Consider the following 15,323-nt stretch of genomic DNA (forward strand, 5'->3'; position numbering starts at 1 on the left):
TGTGCCGTCAGGGTTTCGGGGGTAGCGCATCCGGGGGGACAGCGCTGGGCCTTGGCAGGGGGGAGCGTAAGGGGCCCGGTCATCGACCGGGCCCCCTCTTCGTGGCGGTCTTCCTGGCCGGCGAGGCGTGGTGACCACCGGTGGCAGCCGTGGGACGGGGAGCCGGTCGACCCGCTCGGCCGGAAGCGGGGTTGTCCACAGGCCGCCCGCGCTGTCGGAGCGCGGCGATAACGTCGGGGCATGTCCAATCCGGTCGTGTTCCAACCCGCTGTGCTCGAAGGCGTGCTCGAGCGGATCACGTACGCCAACGAGGAGAACGGCTACACGGTCGCCCGAGTCGACACCGGCCGCGGCGGCGACCTGCTCACCGTCGTCGGCTCGCTGATCGGCGCGCAGGTCGGCGAGTCGCTGCGGATGGAGGGGCGTTGGGGCTCCCACCCGCAGTACGGCAAGCAGTTCACCGTGGAGAACTACACCACCGTCCTGCCCGCCACGATCCAGGGCATACGGCGCTATCTCGGCTCCGGTCTGATCAAGGGCATCGGGCCGAAGATCGCCGAGCGGATCGTCGACCACTTCGGTACGGACACCCTCGATGTCATCGAGCAGGAGCCGAAGCGGCTCATCGAGGTGCCGGGCCTCGGGCCGAAGCGGACGAAAATGATCGGCGTGGCCTGGGAGGAGCAGAAGGCCATCAAGGAGGTCATGGTCTTCCTCCAAGGGGTGGGCGTCTCGACGTCCATCGCGGTGCGGATCTACAAGAAGTACGAGGACGCCTCCATCTCGGTCGTGCGGAACCAGCCGTACCGCCTGGCCGCCGATGTGTGGGGCATCGGCTTCCTGACCGCCGACAAGATCGCGCAGGCGGTGGGCATACCCCATGACAGTCCCGAGCGGGTCAAGGCCGGACTGCAGTACGCCCTGTCCCAGTCGACGGACCAGGGGCACTGCTTCCTGCCGGAGGAGCAGCTGATCGCCGACGCGGTGAAGCTGCTCCAGGTCGACACCGGGCTGGTCATCGAGTGCCTCGCGGAGCTCGCGGCCGACGAGGAGGGGGTCGTACGGGAGCGGGTGCCCGGACCGGAAGGGGGAGAGCCTGTGACGGCGGTGTACCTGGTGCCGTTCCACCGCGCCGAGCTGTCGCTCGCCGGGCAGGTGCGGCGGCTGCTGACCGCGCAGGACGACCGGATGCCCGCCTTCCAGGACGTCGCTTGGGACAAGGCGCTGGCCTGGCTCGCGGACCGCACGGGAGCGAAGCTGGCGCCCGAGCAGGAGGCGGCCGTCAGGCTGGCCCTGACCGCCAAGGTCGCCGTGCTGACGGGCGGCCCCGGCTGCGGCAAGTCGTTCACGGTCCGCTCCATCGTCGAACTGGCCCGCGCCAAGAAGGCCAAGGTGGTGCTCGCGGCTCCCACCGGCCGCGCGGCGAAACGGCTCGCCGAGCTCACCGGTGCCGAGGCGTCGACCGTGCACCGGCTGCTGGAGCTCAAGCCCGGAGGGGACGCGGCGTACGACAGGGACCGGCCGCTGGACGCGGACCTGGTCGTCGTCGACGAGGCGTCGATGCTCGACCTGCTGCTCGCCAACAAGCTGGTCAAGGCCGTGGCGCCGGGCGCGCACCTGCTGCTGGTGGGGGACGTGGACCAGCTGCCGAGCGTCGGCGCGGGGGAGGTGCTGCGCGACCTGCTGGCGGACGGCGGACCCGTGCCGAGCGTGCGCCTGACCCGGATCTTCCGGCAGGCGCAGCAGTCAGGGGTCATCACCAACGCCCACCGGATCAACACCGGCCTGCCGCCCATCACTTCGGGCCTCCCGGACTTCTTCCTGTTCGTGGAGGAGGAGACCGAGGACGCGGGCAGAGTGACCGTCGACGTGGCGGCCCGCCGGATCCCGGCGAAGTTCGGGCTCGACCCGCGCCGCGATGTGCAGGTCCTCGCGCCGATGCACCGCGGTCCGGCCGGCGCGGGGACGCTCAACGGGCTGCTTCAGCAGGCGATCACCCCGGCCCGGCCGGACCTCCCGGAGAAGCGGTTCGGCGGCCGGGTGTTCCGTGTCGGCGACAAGGTCACCCAGATCCGTAACAATTATGAGAAAGGGCGCAACGGCGTCTTCAACGGCACGGTCGGTGTCGTCACGGCGCTGCACCTGGACGACCAGCGGCTGACCGTGCTGACGGACGAGGACGAGGAGGTCCCGTACGACTTCGACGAGCTGGACGAGCTGGCGCACGCGTACGCGGTGACCATCCACCGCTCCCAGGGCAGTGAGTATCCGGCGGTGGTGATCCCGGTCACCACGGGGGCGTGGATGATGCTCCAGCGGAATCTGCTGTACACGGCCGTCACCCGGGCGAAGAGGCTGGTGGTCCTGGTCGGGTCCCGTAAGGCGATAGGCCAGGCCGTCCGGACAGTTTCGGCAGGCAGGCGCTGCACCGGCCTCGCCCACCGTCTCGCCGCGTGAGCCGGCCTCGCCGGGCCGGGCAGCGCGGGCCGGGTGGTTCGAGCGGCCAGGGGCGTGGGAAACACCACCCCACCCCCACCCCGGCTTCCAGAAGCAGGGCGAAGGGGGCAAGATGAGCAGGTTGGCGGCACTGAGTGCCGCCGATAGGCCCAATGGTCGACCCCGAGTGCACTCTCCTGAGCCAAATGGGGGATGGTAGAGACAGTCAGGGCACCTCGAAGAAGAGGCACTACGTCGGTGAGGGATGACGTGAGCGACAACTCTGTAGTACTGCGGTACGCGGACGGTGAATACACCTACCCGGTGGTCGACAGCACCGTCGGTGACAAGGGCTTCGACATCGGGAAGCTCCGAGCCCAGACCGGTCTGGTCACCCTGGACAGCGGATACGGCAACACCGCCGCCTATAAATCCGCGATCACCTACCTCGACGGCGAGCAGGGCATTCTGCGCTACCGCGGTTACCCGATCGAGCAGCTGGCCGAGCGCTCCACCTTCCTCGAGGTGGCGTCCCTGCTGATCAATGGTGAGCTTCCGACCGTCGACGAGCTCGCCACCTTCAAGGGCGAGATCACGCAGCACACGCTTCTGCACGAGGACGTCAAGCGCTTCTTCCAGGGCTTCCCGCGCGACGCCCACCCGATGGCCATGCTGTCGTCCGTGGTCAGCGCGCTGTCGACGTTCTACCAGGACAGCCACAACCCGTTCGACGAGAAGCAGCGCCACCTCTCGACGATCCGGCTGCTCGCGAAGCTGCCGACGATCGCGGCGTACGCGTACAAGAAGTCGATCGGCCACCCCTTCGTCTACCCGCGCAACGACCTCGGTTACGTGGAGAACTTCCTGCGCATGACCTTCTCGGTCCCGGCGCAGGAGTACGAGCTCGACCCGGTTGTCGTCGCGGCGCTCGACAAGCTGCTGATCCTCCACGCGGACCACGAGCAGAACTGCTCCACGTCCACCGTGCGTCTGGTCGGCTCCTCGCAGGCGAACATGTTCGCCTCGATCTCCGCCGGCATCAGCGCGCTGTGGGGTCCGCTGCACGGTGGCGCCAACCAGTCGGTGCTGGAGATGCTCGAGGGCATCCAGGCCAACGGCGGCGATGTCGACTCCTTCATCCGCAAGGTGAAGAACAAGGAGGACGGCGTCCGTCTGATGGGCTTCGGCCACCGGGTCTACAAGAGCTTCGACCCGCGCGCGAAGATCATCAAGGCCGCGGCGCACGATGTCCTCTCGGCGCTCGGCAAGTCCGACGAGCTGCTCGACATCGCGCTGAAGCTCGAGGAGCACGCGCTCTCCGACGACTACTTCGTCTCGCGCAACCTCTACCCGAACGTGGACTTCTACACGGGTCTGATCTACCGAGCCATGGGCTTCCCGACCGAGATGTTCACCGTGCTGTTCGCGCTCGGCCGGCTTCCCGGCTGGATCGCCCAGTGGCACGAGATGATCAAGGAGCCCGGTTCCCGCATCGGCCGTCCGCGCCAGATCTACACCGGCGAGGTCCTGCGCGACTTCGTCCCGGTCGAGGCTCGCTGAGGCACTTGTGCCCGGGCGGGGGGCCAAGGCCCACCGCCCGAACAGCGGAAAGCGCCCCGCTGCCGATCCCCCCACGGGTCGGCGGGCGGGGCGCTTCCCATATCCCCGACAGCGGATTCCCCCCACGGGATCCGGCCGGGCGTCTGCCCGCGCGCAAAGCTCGCACGCGGTATGCCGGGGTACGTACGGGAGGGCCGCTCAAAGCTCCCCGGTGCACGTGCCCCGGCCAACGCTTGCCTCTGGGACGTCCCCCAAGACGTCCCATGAACGTCCCCCAAGACGTTCTCGGCATCGACCACTTAGACTCGCGACGAGCCTGAATGGTTACCCCCAAATATCTGTGATCTAGGTCTCGTTGTGAAGGTCTTGTGACCTGTTTGTAGTCACGAGAAGGAGCGCAGCCGCAGGCTGTTGAACACCACAAAAACGGACGAAAAGGCCATGGTAAAGCCTGCGATCATGGGGTTGAGCAGGCCGGATGCCGCCAGTGGCAGTGCCGCCACGTTGTAGCCAAAGGCCCAGTAAAGATTGCCTTTGATCGTGGCCAGAGTCCGCCGTGCGAGACGGATCGCGTCAGCCGCGACACGCAGGTCACCCCTCACAAGGGTGAGATCTCCCGCCTCGATGGCCACATCCGTTCCGGTGCCCATCGCCAGACCCAGATCCGCCGTGGCCAGCGCGGCCGCGTCGTTCACGCCGTCGCCGACCATCGCGACGGCGCGGCCCTGTGCCTGAAGCCGTTCGACCAGGGACACCTTCTCCTCGGGCATGACCTCCGCGTACACCTCCTCCACGCCCACCTCGGCCGCCACCTTCTCGGCCACGGCCGTGGTGTCGCCCGTCAGCAGTACGGGGGTGAGGCCGAGGGCCCGCAGTTCTCGTACGGCCTCAGCGCTGGTGTCCTTGACCGCGTCGGCGACGGTGAGGGCGCCGAGGGCCTTTCCGTCCCGCGCGGCGAACACGGCCGTACGGCCGCTGTCGCCGGCCGCCGCGCGCAGGAGCTCCTCGGGCAGCTCGACCCCGGCCTCCTCCAGCAGCCGTGCCCGGCCGACCAGCACCTCATGGCCCTCGACGACACCGCGCACGCCGAGGCCCGGCACGTTCACGAACTCCTCGGCCGCGGGCAGCCGGCCCTGTACGCGTTCCGCCGCGCCCTCGGCGACGGCGCGCGCGACGGGATGCTCGGAGGCCTGCTCCAGCGCGCCCGCCAGTCGCAGCAGTTCCGTGGTGTCGGCGGTTTCCGCCGGGTGCACGCCCTGAAGGGTCATCCGGCCCGTCGTGACGGTCCCGGTCTTGTCCAGGACGACGGTGTCGACCCTGCGCGTGGACTCCAGCACCTCGGGCCCCTTGATGAGGATCCCCAGCTGCGCGCCCCGCCCCGTGCCGACCATCAGCGCCGTCGGGGTGGCGAGCCCCAGTGCGCACGGACAGGCGATGATCAGCACGGCCACGGCGGCGGTGAAGGCGGCGGTCGTGTCACGGGTCGCCCCGAGCCACCCGCCGAGTGTGGCGGCGGCGATCAGCAGGACGACGGGAACGAAGACCGCCGAGATCCGGTCGGCGAGCCGCTGCACCTGAGCCTTGCCGTTCTGGGCGTCCTCCACGAGCTTCGCCATCCGGGCGAGCCGGGTGTCCGCGCCGACGGAGGTGGCCTCGACGACGAGGCGGCCGGCGGTGTTGAGGGTCGCACCGGTGACCGGCTCGCCCGGCCACACGTCGACCGGTACCGACTCACCGCTGAGCATCGAGGCGTCGACGGCGGAGGCGCCCTCCACGACGACGCCGTCCGTGGCGATCTTCTCCCCGGGCCTCACGACGAACCGGTCACCGACGGCGAGCCGGTCGACCGGCACGCGTACCTCCGTGCCGTCCCGCAGGAGGGCGACGTCCTTGGCGCCCATGTCCATCAGCGCCCGCAGCGCGGCGCCTGCCTGCCGCTTGGAACGGGCCTCGAGGTAGCGGCCGAGCAGGATGAAGACGGTCACGCCGGCGGCGACCTCGAGATAGATCACCGAGGCGCCGTCCGTACGGCCGACCGTGAGGTCGAAGCCGTGGCGCATGCCTGGCATGCCCGCGGTGCCGAAGAACAGCGCCCACAGCGACCAGCCGAAGGCGGCCAGCGTGCCGGTGGACACCAGGGTGTCCATGGTGGCCGCGCCATGGCGCAGATTGCTCCATGCGGCCCGGTGGAAGGGCAGGGCACCCCAGACCACCACGGGCGCGGCGAGGGTCAGCGAGAGCCACTGCCAGTTGTCGAACTGAAGGGGGCCGATCATCGACATCAGTACGACCGGCGCGGCGAGCAGCGCGGAGACGACGAGCCGTCGCCGCAGGGTGTCCTGCTCGGTGGCGGGGCCGGTGCCGGGCTCCGGGCCGGCGGGGTGCGCCGGGTCCGGGGCGGGAGCGGGCGGCGGCGGCTCCTCGGCGGTGTAGCCGGTCTTCACCACGGTCGCGATCAGGTCCGCGACCTCCGTGCCCGCCGGGTACGAGACGCGCGCCTTCTCCGTCGCGTAGTTGACCGTGGCGGTGACGCCGTCCATGCGGTTCAGCTTCTTCTCGACGCGAGCCGCGCAGGACGCGCAGGTCATGCCGCCGATGGTGAGCTCTACCTCGGATGTTTCCACGCTCAGGACTCCACGCACTCGGCCGGGCCGTACCCCACCAGTATCCGGCCCGGCCGGAGATCGAGGGCGTGCGGCCCGGCCCTGACGGCGCCGGGGAGGCGGTGGGCGCTCAGGCCCGGCCCACCAACTCGTAGCCGGCCTCGTCGACCGCGGCGCGTACGGCGGCCTCGTCCAGCGGGGCCTTGGAGACCACGGTGACCTGCCCGGTGGCGGCGACGGCCGTCACGGAGCTGACGCCGGGGAGCTCGGAGATCTCGCTGCTGACGGCGCCTTCGCAGTGGCCGCAGGTCATGCCGGTCACTTGGTAGACGGTGGTGATGCCGTCGGCCTGCGCGTCCGCGGCGGAGTCGTGGCAGGACCCGGTGGACGAGCAGCAGGAGCCGGTCGCCGCGGTGTCCTCGATCTCGATGCCGGCCTTCGTCTCGGCGGTCATGGCGTTCTCCGTTTCGGTGGTTCGGCGCGCGCGGGTGCGTGCGTACGGACATGGTGCGCCAGTGGGTGCGGCGGATGTCGCATCCCCCGGCGCCATGACACCCACTATACCCCTAGGGGGTATCGATCCGGTAGCGCCGCGCGGAGTAGGGCGGAGCGGGTCGCGCGGAAGCGTGTGTCCTTGCCACGCGGGAGCGGCCCCGCACCGTCACCGGTGCGGGGCCGTGGTTCTCGTGACGAGGCGCCCCTCACTCCCTGCGGCCCCTGTTCCCGGGCCGGTTGGCCACCCAGCGGCGGACCGTGTCCGCGTACCAGTACGGCTTTCCGGCCTCCACGTGGTCGGGCGGCGGCAGCAGGCCGTGCTTGCGGTACGAGCGGACGGTGTCCGGCTGCACCTTGATGTGTGCGGCGATGTCCTTGTAGGACCAGAGCCTTCTGTCCGTCATGTGGGGCACCTCCCTGCGTGCGCAGCAGAGGCGGTCGGTATGCCGTCGGGGGAGCTGCCGCGCGGACGCTGGCGATCGCTGAGCCTGTGTCCGTTGAACGACGCGGAGTGGCGGAGGGGATACGGCTGTTGACGGTCTGTGACGTAAGGCGCGTGTAATGGAGACAACTGTGATGCGCGGACGACAACAGTGACAGATGCGATGCGGAGCGTCAGACGCCGCAGGAGCGGAGGAAACCGCGCGTGCGTTCGGCGATCGGAAACGGTTTGTCCGGCGGACAGGGATACATGTCCTGCTCGACGATGGCGAACAGGTCGACGCCCAGCGACTGCGCGGCGGCCAGTACCGGTTCGAGGGCGGGCACCCCGGCCGGCGGCTCGCACATCACCCCACGGTCCACCGCGGGCCCGAAAGGCACCTCCTCGGCGACGACTTGGGCCAGGACGGCCGGATCCACCTGCTTGAGATGGAGATAGCCGATCCGCTCCCCGTAGGTCTCGATGAGCTTGACGCTGTCGCCGCCGCAGTAGGCGTAGTGGCCGGTGTCCAGGCAGAGCGAGACACGGTCGGGGTCGGTGGCGTCGAGGAAACGCGTGACGTTCTCCTCGGTGTCGATATGGGTGTCCGCGTGCGGATGGACGACGATCCGCAGGCCGTAGCGCTCACGCACCTCATGGCCCAGCCGCTCGGTCTGGGCCGTCAGGTCGCGCCACTGCTCCGGGGTGAGCGTGCGGTCCTCGAGCACCCGGCCCGTCTTGTCGTCACGCCAGAAGGACGGGATCACCACCAGATGCGAAGCTCCCATCGCCTGCGTGAGCGCCGCGATGTCGGACACATGGGCCCATGTCTCGTCCCACACGGCCGGACCGCGATGAAGACCCGTGAAGACGGTCCCCGCCGAAACCTTGAGGCCGCGCCGCCGGGTCTCGTCCGCCAGGCGGGCCGGGTCGGTCGGCAGGTAACCGTAGGGGCCGAGCTCGATCCACTCGTAACCCGCGTCGGCCACCTCGTCCAGGAAGCGCTGCCAGGGGACCTGACGGGGGTCGTCGGGGAACCACACCCCCCAGGAGTCGGGGGCCGAGCCGACCCGGATGCGGTTCAGGGCGGGGACGGATGAGGTCATGCCGGTCAGCTTTCCGGCCGCCGGAGAAAGGTGTCAAGGCTTGGTCCGAATGTCAGGACAAAATGTTGACAGGGTTCGCGGGAGAGGGCTAGACCTTAGTCACGCCGGCGGTTCGAACCGAAGGGACGCGCATGCCTCAGCCGTATGACGTGATCACGATGGGCCGGATCGGGGTCGACCTCTACCCGCTGCGCGTCGGGGTCCCGTTGGCGCAGGTCGACACGTTCGGCAAGTTCCTCGGCGGTTCGGCGGCGAACGTCGCCGTCGCCGCGGCCAGGCTGGGCCGGCGGACCGCGCTGATCACCCGGACCGGGCAGGACGCCTTCGGCGAGTATCTGCACCAGGCGCTGCGGGAATTCGGCGTGGACGACCGCTGGGTCACACCCGTGGACGCGTACCCGACGCCGGTCACCTTCTGCGAGATCTTCCCGCCGGACCACTTCCCCCTCTACTTCTACCGACAGCCGAAGGCGCCCGATCTGGAGATCCGGACACGTGAGTTGGACCTGGAGCAGATCCGTGACGCCCGGGTCTTCTGGGTGACCGGTACGGGGCTGTGCGCGGAACCCAGCCGGTCGGCCACACTTGCGGCGCTGGCACACCGGGCCCGCTCGGGGACGACCGTGTTCGACCTCGACTGGCGGCCCATGTTCTGGCCCGACCCGGACGAGGCGCGGCCCCACTACGGGCAGGCTTTGGCCCACGCCACCGTCGCCGTCGGCAATCTCGAGGAGTGCGAGGTCGCCACCGGCGAGCACGAGCCGCTCGCCGCCGCACGCGCGCTCCTCGCCGCCGGCGTCGAACTCGCGGTCGTCAAGCAGGGGCCCGAAGGCGTGCTCGCCCTGCACCGCGACGGCACCCTGGCCGAGGTCCCGCCCGTGCCGGTCGACGTCGTCAACGGCCTCGGCGCCGGTGACGCGTTCGGCGGGGCGCTGTGCCACGGGCTGCTCGCCGGACAGGAGTTGGAGCAGACGATGCGGTACGCCAACGCGGCTGGGGCGATCGTCGCGTCCCGGCTCGCCTGCTCGACGGCGATGCCGTACCCGCGGGAGGTGGAGACCGTCCTCGCGGGCGGTGCGCCACCGCCGGACCCCAGCCCGCCCCCGGCCCCGCCGGGCACCGCCCCGTCCCCGCCCGAGCCGGGCCGGCCCTCACCCCGTCCGGCCCCGCCGAAGGCCACCCGGGGCGAGGCGAGCGGGGAGCCGTCGTGAGCCGCGTCGACATCGCCGAGCTCGTCGGCATCCGCACCCGCCACCCGGAAGCGGTCGCCGAAGCGGCCGTCCGCAGACGGCGGCGGCCAGCGCTCCTCGGCGACAGCGGACGGCTGATGATCATCGCCGCCGACCATCCCGCCCGCGGAGCGCTCGCCGTCGGCGACCGCCCCCTCGCCATGGCCAACCGCCTCGACCTGCTGGAGCGGCTCTGCCTCGCGCTGTCCCGGCCCGGCGTCGACGGTGTCCTCGCCACCGCCGACATCCTCGACGACCTGCTGCTCCTCGGCGCCCTCGACGACAAGGTCGTCATGGGCTCCATGAACCGCGGAGGCCTGGCCGGCGCCGCCTTCGAACTCGACGACAGATTCACCGGGCACCGTGCGCGCGACCTCGAACGGTTCGGCTTCGACGCGGGCAAACTGCTGCTCCGCATCGACTACGACGACCCGGCCTCCCTCGACACGATGGACGCCGCCGCCCGCGCCGTCGACGAGATGGCCGAGCGTCAGCTTCCCGTCTTCATAGAGCCGTTCATCTGTCACCGCACCGACGGCCGGCTCCGCAACGATCTCAGCGCCGAGGCCGTCACCCTGTCCATCGCCATCGCCTCCGGGCTGGCCGGCACCTCCGCGTACAGCTGGCTGAAGGTGCCCGTCACCGACGACCCCCACGACATGCGGACGGTGCTGGAGACCTCCACCCTGCCGGCGGTGCTGCTCGGCGGTGAGATAGGCGACGACCAGGACGGCGCCTACGAGAAATGGCGCGGTGCGCTGCAACTGCCCACGGTGCAGGGACTGGTGGTGGGCCGCTCACTGCTCTATCCGGTCGACGGCGACGTGGCGGGCGCGGTCGATACGGCCGTCGGACTGCTCTGAGGGGTACGCACAAGGCATGGACGACAACACCAAGCAGCAGGGTCTCCACGTCCCGGCCGGCAGCGCCGCGAGCGCGCCCTACGCCCTGAGTATCGGACCCGACCGGGCGGGCTGGGAGTACTCCGCCCTTCGGGTGCTCGAGCTTCCGCCGGGCGGGTCGCATCTGCTGACCGCCGGCGACAGCGAGTGGATCGTGCTGCCGCTCACCGGCGGTTGCACCGTGCACACGCAAGGCGGGATCTTTGAACTGCAGGGGCGGGAAAGTGTGTTCGGCGGAGTGAGCGACTTCGCCTACGTGCCGCGTGACGCCCATGCCCAGATCGCCTCCGGCGCGGGAGGCCGCTTCGCCCTGGCAGGAGCGAGGTGCGAGCGCCGACTCCCCGCTCGCTACGGCCCCGCGCCGGAGGTACCCGTCGAGGCCCGCGGCAGCGGCAGCCAGGCCCGCGAGGTCCACAACTTCGCCGCGGCCGACGCCTTCGAATGCGACCGCCTGATCGCCGTCGAAGTGCTCACGCCCGGTGGCAACTGGTCCTCCTACCCGCCGCACAAGCACGACGAGCACCGGCCGGGTGAGGAGAGCGAGCTCGAGGAGATCTACTACTTCGAGATCGACCGTGGCGGCCTCGGCTACCAGCGCGTCTCCCCGTCCCGTCCCGGCGGTGCCGACCTCCTCGCAGAGGTCCGCACCGGTGACGCCGTCCTCGTGCCCGACGGCTGGCACGGCCCGTCCATCGCGGAGCCGGGCCACACCATGTACTACCTCAATGTGATGGCGGGACCCGGCGACGACCGCCAGTGGCTGATCCGCTTCCACCCCGACCGCACGGAGGGCTACCGGTGACCACCCGACGGCTGACCACCGCCCAGGCTCTCGTCGCGTTCCTCGCCCGCCAGTACACCGAGCGCGACGGCCGCCGCCACCGGCTCATCGGCGCCACCTGGGGCATCTTCGGCCATGGGAACGTGGCGGGTGTGGGCCAGGCGCTGCTCGAGGCCCACAAGGACATGCCCTTTCTCCAGGGCCGCAACGAACAGTCCATGGTCCACGCGGCCGTCGGCCACGCCCGCCAGTCGCGCCGGCTCTCCGCGCAGGCCGTCACCACGTCCATCGGCCCCGGTGCCACCAACCTGGTCACCGGCGCGGCGCTGGCCACGATCAACCACCTTCCTGTCCTGCTGCTCCCCGGTGACACCTTCGCCACCCGGCCCGCCGACCCGGTCCTCCAGCAGCTCGAAGTGCCCTACGCCGGCGATGTGTCGGTCAACGACTGCCTGCGTCCCGTCTCCCGCTGGTTCGACCGGATCGTCCGCCCGGAGGCGCTGGTGCCCGCCGCGCTCCAGGCCGTGCGGGTCCTGACCGACCCGGCGCAGACCGGCGCGGTCACGCTCGCGCTTCCGCAGGACGTGCAGGCGGAGGCGTACGACTGGCCCGAGGAGTTCTTCGCCGAGCGGACGTGGCGGATCCGCCGGCCGCGCCCCGACGCCGAGGCACTGGCACAGGCGGCGGCCGCCGTGCGCTCCGCCCGCCGGCCGCTGCTCGTCGCGGGCGGCGGCGTGCACCACTCGGAGGCGGAGGAGGCGCTGCGGGCGTTCGCCGACGCGACCGGCATCCCGGTCGCCTCCACCCAGGCGGGCAAGGGGTCGCTGCCGTACGACCATCCGTGCGACATCGGCGGCATCGGTCACACCGGTACCGCCACCGCCGACGACCTGGCCCGTACCGCGGACCTGGTGATCGGCGTCGGCACGCGCTGGTCCGACTTCACCACCGCCTCTTCGACGCTCTTCCGGCATGAGACGGTCCGCTTCGTCAACCTCAACATCACCGCCTTCGACGCCCACAAGATGGCCGGCCTCTCGGTCGTCGCCGACGCCCGCGCCGGCCTCGAGGAACTCACCGCGGCGCTCGGGGACCACCGCGTCGAGGGCGACTACCGGGCGCGGTACACCTCGGCGAAGGCGGCCTGGGAGGAGCGGGTCACCGCGGCCTTCGCCGCCCCCGACCCCGACGCCGCCCCCACCCAGGCGCAGGTCCTCGGCGCGCTCGACGCCCTGGTGACCGGCGACGACATCCTCATCAACGCGGCCGGCTCCCTCCCCGGCGACCTGCACAAGCTGTGGCGCAGCCGGTCCGCCGACCAGTACCACGTCGAGTACGGCTACTCCTGCATGGGTTACGAGATCCCCGCCGCCATCGGCGTCGCCATGGCGGCCCCCGGCCGGCCCGTGTGGGCGCTCGTCGGCGACGGCACGTACCTCATGAACCCGACCGAGATCGTGACCGCCGTCCAGGAGGGCGTGCCGATCCGGATGGTCATCCTGCAGAACCACGGATACGCCTCCATCGGCGGCCTCTCCGAGTCGGTGGGCGCGGAGCGCTACGGCACCGCCTACCGTCACAGGGCCGCCGACAGGTCCTTCACCGGCCCGCCGCTGCCCGTCGATCTCGCCGCCAACGCCGAGTCCCTCGGGATGCGGGTGATCCGCGCCCGCAGCGTGCGTGACCTGCGTGAAGCTTTGGCCGAGGCCCGCGCGGCCGACGTCCCCACATGTGTCTACGTGGAGACCGGAACGGCAGACACTGTGTCGGGCCCGCCCGGCGCACAGGCGTGGTGGGATGTTCCTGTGGCCGAGACCGCGACCCGCCCGTCGGCGGTGAAGGCCCGTGAGGAGTACGACCGGCAGGCCGCCGCCCGACGCCGCCATCTCTGAAGGAGCTTTTCGTCATGACGAAGACCGTCAACCACTGGATCGGTGGCAAGACCGTCGAAGGTGCGTCGGGGAACTGGGGCCCGGTCACGGACCCGGCGACGGGGGCCGTCACCACCCGGGTCGCCCTCGCCTCCGCCGACGAGGTCGGCGCGGCCGTGGCCGCGGCCCGGGAGGCGTACACGACGTGGGGCACCTCGTCGCTGGCCCAGCGCACCGCGGTCCTCTTCCGCTACCGCGCCTTGCTCGACGCGCACCGCGACGACATCGCGGCCCTGATCACGGCCGAGCACGGCAAGGTGCACTCCGACGCGCTCGGCGAGGTGGCGCGCGGCCTCGAGATCGTGGAGCTGGCCTGCGGCATCACCACCCAGCTCAAGGGCGAGCTGTCGACCCAGGTCTCCAACCGGGTCGACGTGTCCTCGATCCGCCAGCCCCTCGGCGTCGTCGCCGGCATCACCCCCTTCAACTTCCCGGCGATGGTGCCGATGTGGATGTTCCCGCTGGCCATCGCCTGCGGAAACACCTTCGTCCTCAAGCCGAGCGAGAAGGACCCCTCGGCCGCCAACCTGCTCGCCGAGCTGGCGGCGGAGGCCGGTCTGCCCGACGGCGTGCTGAACGTCGTGCACGGCGACAAGGTGGCCGTCGACGCGCTTCTCGCACACCCGGACGTGGCCGCGGTCTCGTTCGTCGGCTCCACCCCGATCGCCCGCTACATCCACACCACCGCCTCCGCCAACGGCAAGCGCGTCCAAGCGCTGGGCGGTGCCAAGAACCACATGCTGGTCCTGCCGGACGCCGACCTCGACGCCGCCGCGGACGCCGCGGTGTCCGCGGCGTACGGCTCGGCGGGCGAGCGCTGCATGGCGATCTCCGCGGTCGTCGCCGTCGGCGCGATCGGTGACGAGCTGGTGGACAAGATCCGCGAGCGCGCCGAGAAGATCAAGATCGGTCCGGGCGACGACCCGACCTCCGAGATGGGCCCGCTGATCACCGCCGCCCACCGCGACAAGGTCGCCTCCTATGTCACGGGCGCGGCCGCCCAGGGCGCGGAGGTCGTCCTCGACGGCACCGGCTACACGGTCGACGGCTTCGAGGACGGCCACTGGATCGGGCTGTCCCTGCTCGACAAGGTCTCCACGGACTCCGACGCCTACCGCGACGAGATCTTCGGCCCCGTGCTGTGCGTGCTGCGGGCGGAGACGTACGAGGACGGCGTGGCGCTGATCAACGCCTCACCGTTCGGCAACGGCACCGCGATCTTCACCCGCGACGGCGGCGCGGCCCGCCGCTTCCAGCTGGAGATCGAGGCAGGCATGGTCGGCGTGAACGTGCCGATCCCGGTGCCGGTGGGCTACCACTCCTTCGGTGGCTGGAAGGACTCGCTCTTCGGCGACCACCACATCTACGGCAACGACGGCGTGCACTTCTACACCCGCGGCAAGGTCGTCACCACCCGCTGGCCCGACCCGGCGGACGCCCCGGCGGGCGTGGACCTGGGCTTCCCGCGCAACCACTGAGACGCGTGTGACGCGGCCCGTGCGGATCCCGCACGGGCCGCGTTTCAGTACCGGTCGTCCAAGGCGAGGACGACGGCCCGCAGTTCGCGCGCGGCGCGACGGGGGAGGGCGAGCACGGCCCCCTCGAGCATGTCGCGGGCGCGGAAGGGGTCTCCGCAGCAGAGCCACTCGGTGCAGCCGCTCTCGTCGTCCTGCCACAGTCGCCGGTCGGGCCGGCCGATGAAGGTCCGCCACAGTGCGAGGGACTCGCCGACGGCGCCGATCCACAGGTAGTTGCGGGTCTCCTCGATGCGCACGATCTCGTACAGCGTGCGCATCGAGACGCCGTGAACGGGTGGCATCCGGTTCTTCCGGCACAGCTCCCGCACCCGCTGCTCGGCA

12 protein-coding genes are annotated in these 15,323 nt (G+C 70.8%); 7 read left to right on the plus strand and 5 right to left on the minus strand.

Features of this window, described 5'->3' with window-relative positions; genetic code table 11:
- Positions 1-240 precede the first annotated feature (240 nt).
- Together ACIPJI_RS01385 and ACIPJI_RS01390 are read left to right on the plus strand one after the other, a co-directional pair.
- The gene (locus ACIPJI_RS01385) at positions 241-2,457 is read left to right on the plus strand and encodes an ATP-dependent RecD-like DNA helicase (protein WP_402243823.1); all 2,217 of its coding nucleotides are present in this window, start codon (positions 241-243) and stop codon (positions 2,455-2,457) included.
- Positions 2,458-2,706: 249 nt separating this feature from the next.
- Positions 2,707-3,996: a citrate synthase gene (locus ACIPJI_RS01390; protein WP_307706497.1), complete on the plus strand. Its 1,290-nt coding sequence runs from the start codon at positions 2,707-2,709 to the stop codon at positions 3,994-3,996.
- A gap of 383 nt (positions 3,997-4,379) precedes the next feature.
- Here ACIPJI_RS01390 and ACIPJI_RS01395 read toward each other — a convergent pair whose 3' ends face one another.
- From ACIPJI_RS01395 to ACIPJI_RS01410, 4 genes are all read right to left on the minus strand, one after another.
- Positions 4,380-6,584 carry a heavy metal translocating P-type ATPase gene (locus tag ACIPJI_RS01395; RefSeq protein WP_402244711.1) on the minus strand — a complete coding sequence of 735 codons (2,205 nt, stop codon included), beginning with the start codon at positions 6,582-6,584 and terminating at the stop codon, positions 4,380-4,382.
- Positions 6,585-6,729: 145 nt separating this feature from the next.
- Positions 6,730-7,053 carry a heavy-metal-associated domain-containing protein gene (locus ACIPJI_RS01400; protein ID WP_356624482.1) on the minus strand — a complete coding sequence of 108 codons (324 nt, stop codon included), beginning with the start codon at positions 7,051-7,053 and terminating at the stop codon, positions 6,730-6,732.
- A gap of 247 nt (positions 7,054-7,300) precedes the next feature.
- A complete protein-coding gene (locus ACIPJI_RS01405) occupies positions 7,301-7,498 on the minus strand; it encodes an AlpA family transcriptional regulator (protein WP_037774626.1) in 198 nt (65 codons plus the stop codon).
- Positions 7,499-7,709: 211 nt separating this feature from the next.
- Complete coding sequence (locus ACIPJI_RS01410; RefSeq protein WP_402243824.1) at positions 7,710-8,621, minus strand: sugar phosphate isomerase/epimerase family protein; 912 nt, start codon at positions 8,619-8,621, stop codon at positions 7,710-7,712.
- 131 nt (positions 8,622-8,752) lie between these two features.
- On the opposite strand from ACIPJI_RS01410, the gene iolC reads away from it, so the two are divergent.
- Genes iolC through mmsA form a run of 5 tightly spaced genes read left to right on the plus strand, consistent with a single transcriptional unit; the run spans position 8,753 to position 14,942 of the window.
- The gene (gene iolC, locus ACIPJI_RS01415; RefSeq protein ID WP_402243825.1) at positions 8,753-9,832 is read left to right on the plus strand and encodes a 5-dehydro-2-deoxygluconokinase; all 1,080 of its coding nucleotides are present in this window, start codon (positions 8,753-8,755) and stop codon (positions 9,830-9,832) included.
- The gene (locus ACIPJI_RS01420) at positions 9,829-10,713 is read left to right on the plus strand and encodes a deoxyribose-phosphate aldolase (protein ID WP_402243826.1); all 885 of its coding nucleotides are present in this window, start codon (positions 9,829-9,831) and stop codon (positions 10,711-10,713) included. The genes iolC and ACIPJI_RS01420 overlap by 4 nt, the downstream gene beginning before the upstream one ends.
- 16 nt (positions 10,714-10,729) lie before the next feature.
- Entirely contained in the window at positions 10,730-11,554 is an 825-nt protein-coding gene (gene iolB, locus ACIPJI_RS01425) for a 5-deoxy-glucuronate isomerase (protein WP_307706491.1), read from the plus strand.
- Positions 11,551-13,425 carry a 3D-(3,5/4)-trihydroxycyclohexane-1,2-dione acylhydrolase (decyclizing) gene (iolD, locus tag ACIPJI_RS01430; RefSeq protein WP_402243828.1) on the plus strand — a complete coding sequence of 625 codons (1,875 nt, stop codon included), beginning with the start codon at positions 11,551-11,553 and terminating at the stop codon, positions 13,423-13,425. The genes iolB and iolD overlap by 4 nt, the downstream gene beginning before the upstream one ends.
- A gap of 14 nt (positions 13,426-13,439) precedes the next feature.
- Positions 13,440-14,942 carry a CoA-acylating methylmalonate-semialdehyde dehydrogenase gene (gene mmsA / locus ACIPJI_RS01435; RefSeq protein ID WP_356624474.1) on the plus strand — a complete coding sequence of 501 codons (1,503 nt, stop codon included), beginning with the start codon at positions 13,440-13,442 and terminating at the stop codon, positions 14,940-14,942.
- Positions 14,943-14,986: 44 nt separating this feature from the next.
- Here mmsA and ACIPJI_RS01440 read toward each other — a convergent pair whose 3' ends face one another.
- Complete coding sequence (locus tag ACIPJI_RS01440) at positions 14,987-15,283, minus strand: hypothetical protein (protein ID WP_402243830.1); 297 nt, start codon at positions 15,281-15,283, stop codon at positions 14,987-14,989.
- Positions 15,284-15,323 lie beyond the last annotated feature (40 nt).

This window comes from Streptomyces sp. NPDC086835, assembly GCF_044745705.1.
Taxonomy (GTDB): Bacteria; Actinomycetota; Actinomycetes; order Streptomycetales; family Streptomycetaceae; genus Streptomyces.

Excerpts from the sequence above, each read along its gene's own strand:
- ACIPJI_RS01385 (WP_402243823.1), top strand. The coding sequence starts at position 241 with ATGTCCAATCCGGTCGTGTTCCAACCCGCTGTGCTCGAAGGCGTGCTC.
- ACIPJI_RS01395 (WP_402244711.1), bottom strand. The coding sequence starts at position 6,584 with ATGACCTGCGCGTCCTGCGCGGCTCGCGTCGAGAAGAAGCTGAACCGC.
- ACIPJI_RS01400 (WP_356624482.1), bottom strand. The coding sequence starts at position 7,053 with ATGACCGCCGAGACGAAGGCCGGCATCGAGATCGAGGACACCGCGGCG.
- ACIPJI_RS01405 (WP_037774626.1), bottom strand. The coding sequence starts at position 7,498 with ATGACGGACAGAAGGCTCTGGTCCTACAAGGACATCGCCGCACACATC.
- ACIPJI_RS01410 (WP_402243824.1), bottom strand. The coding sequence starts at position 8,621 with ATGACCTCATCCGTCCCCGCCCTGAACCGCATCCGGGTCGGCTCGGCC.
- iolC (WP_402243825.1), top strand. The coding sequence starts at position 8,753 with ATGCCTCAGCCGTATGACGTGATCACGATGGGCCGGATCGGGGTCGAC.
- iolB (WP_307706491.1), top strand. The coding sequence starts at position 10,730 with ATGGACGACAACACCAAGCAGCAGGGTCTCCACGTCCCGGCCGGCAGC.
- mmsA (WP_356624474.1), top strand. The coding sequence starts at position 13,440 with ATGACGAAGACCGTCAACCACTGGATCGGTGGCAAGACCGTCGAAGGT.
- ACIPJI_RS01440 (WP_402243830.1), bottom strand. The coding sequence starts at position 15,283 with ATGCCACCCGTTCACGGCGTCTCGATGCGCACGCTGTACGAGATCGTG.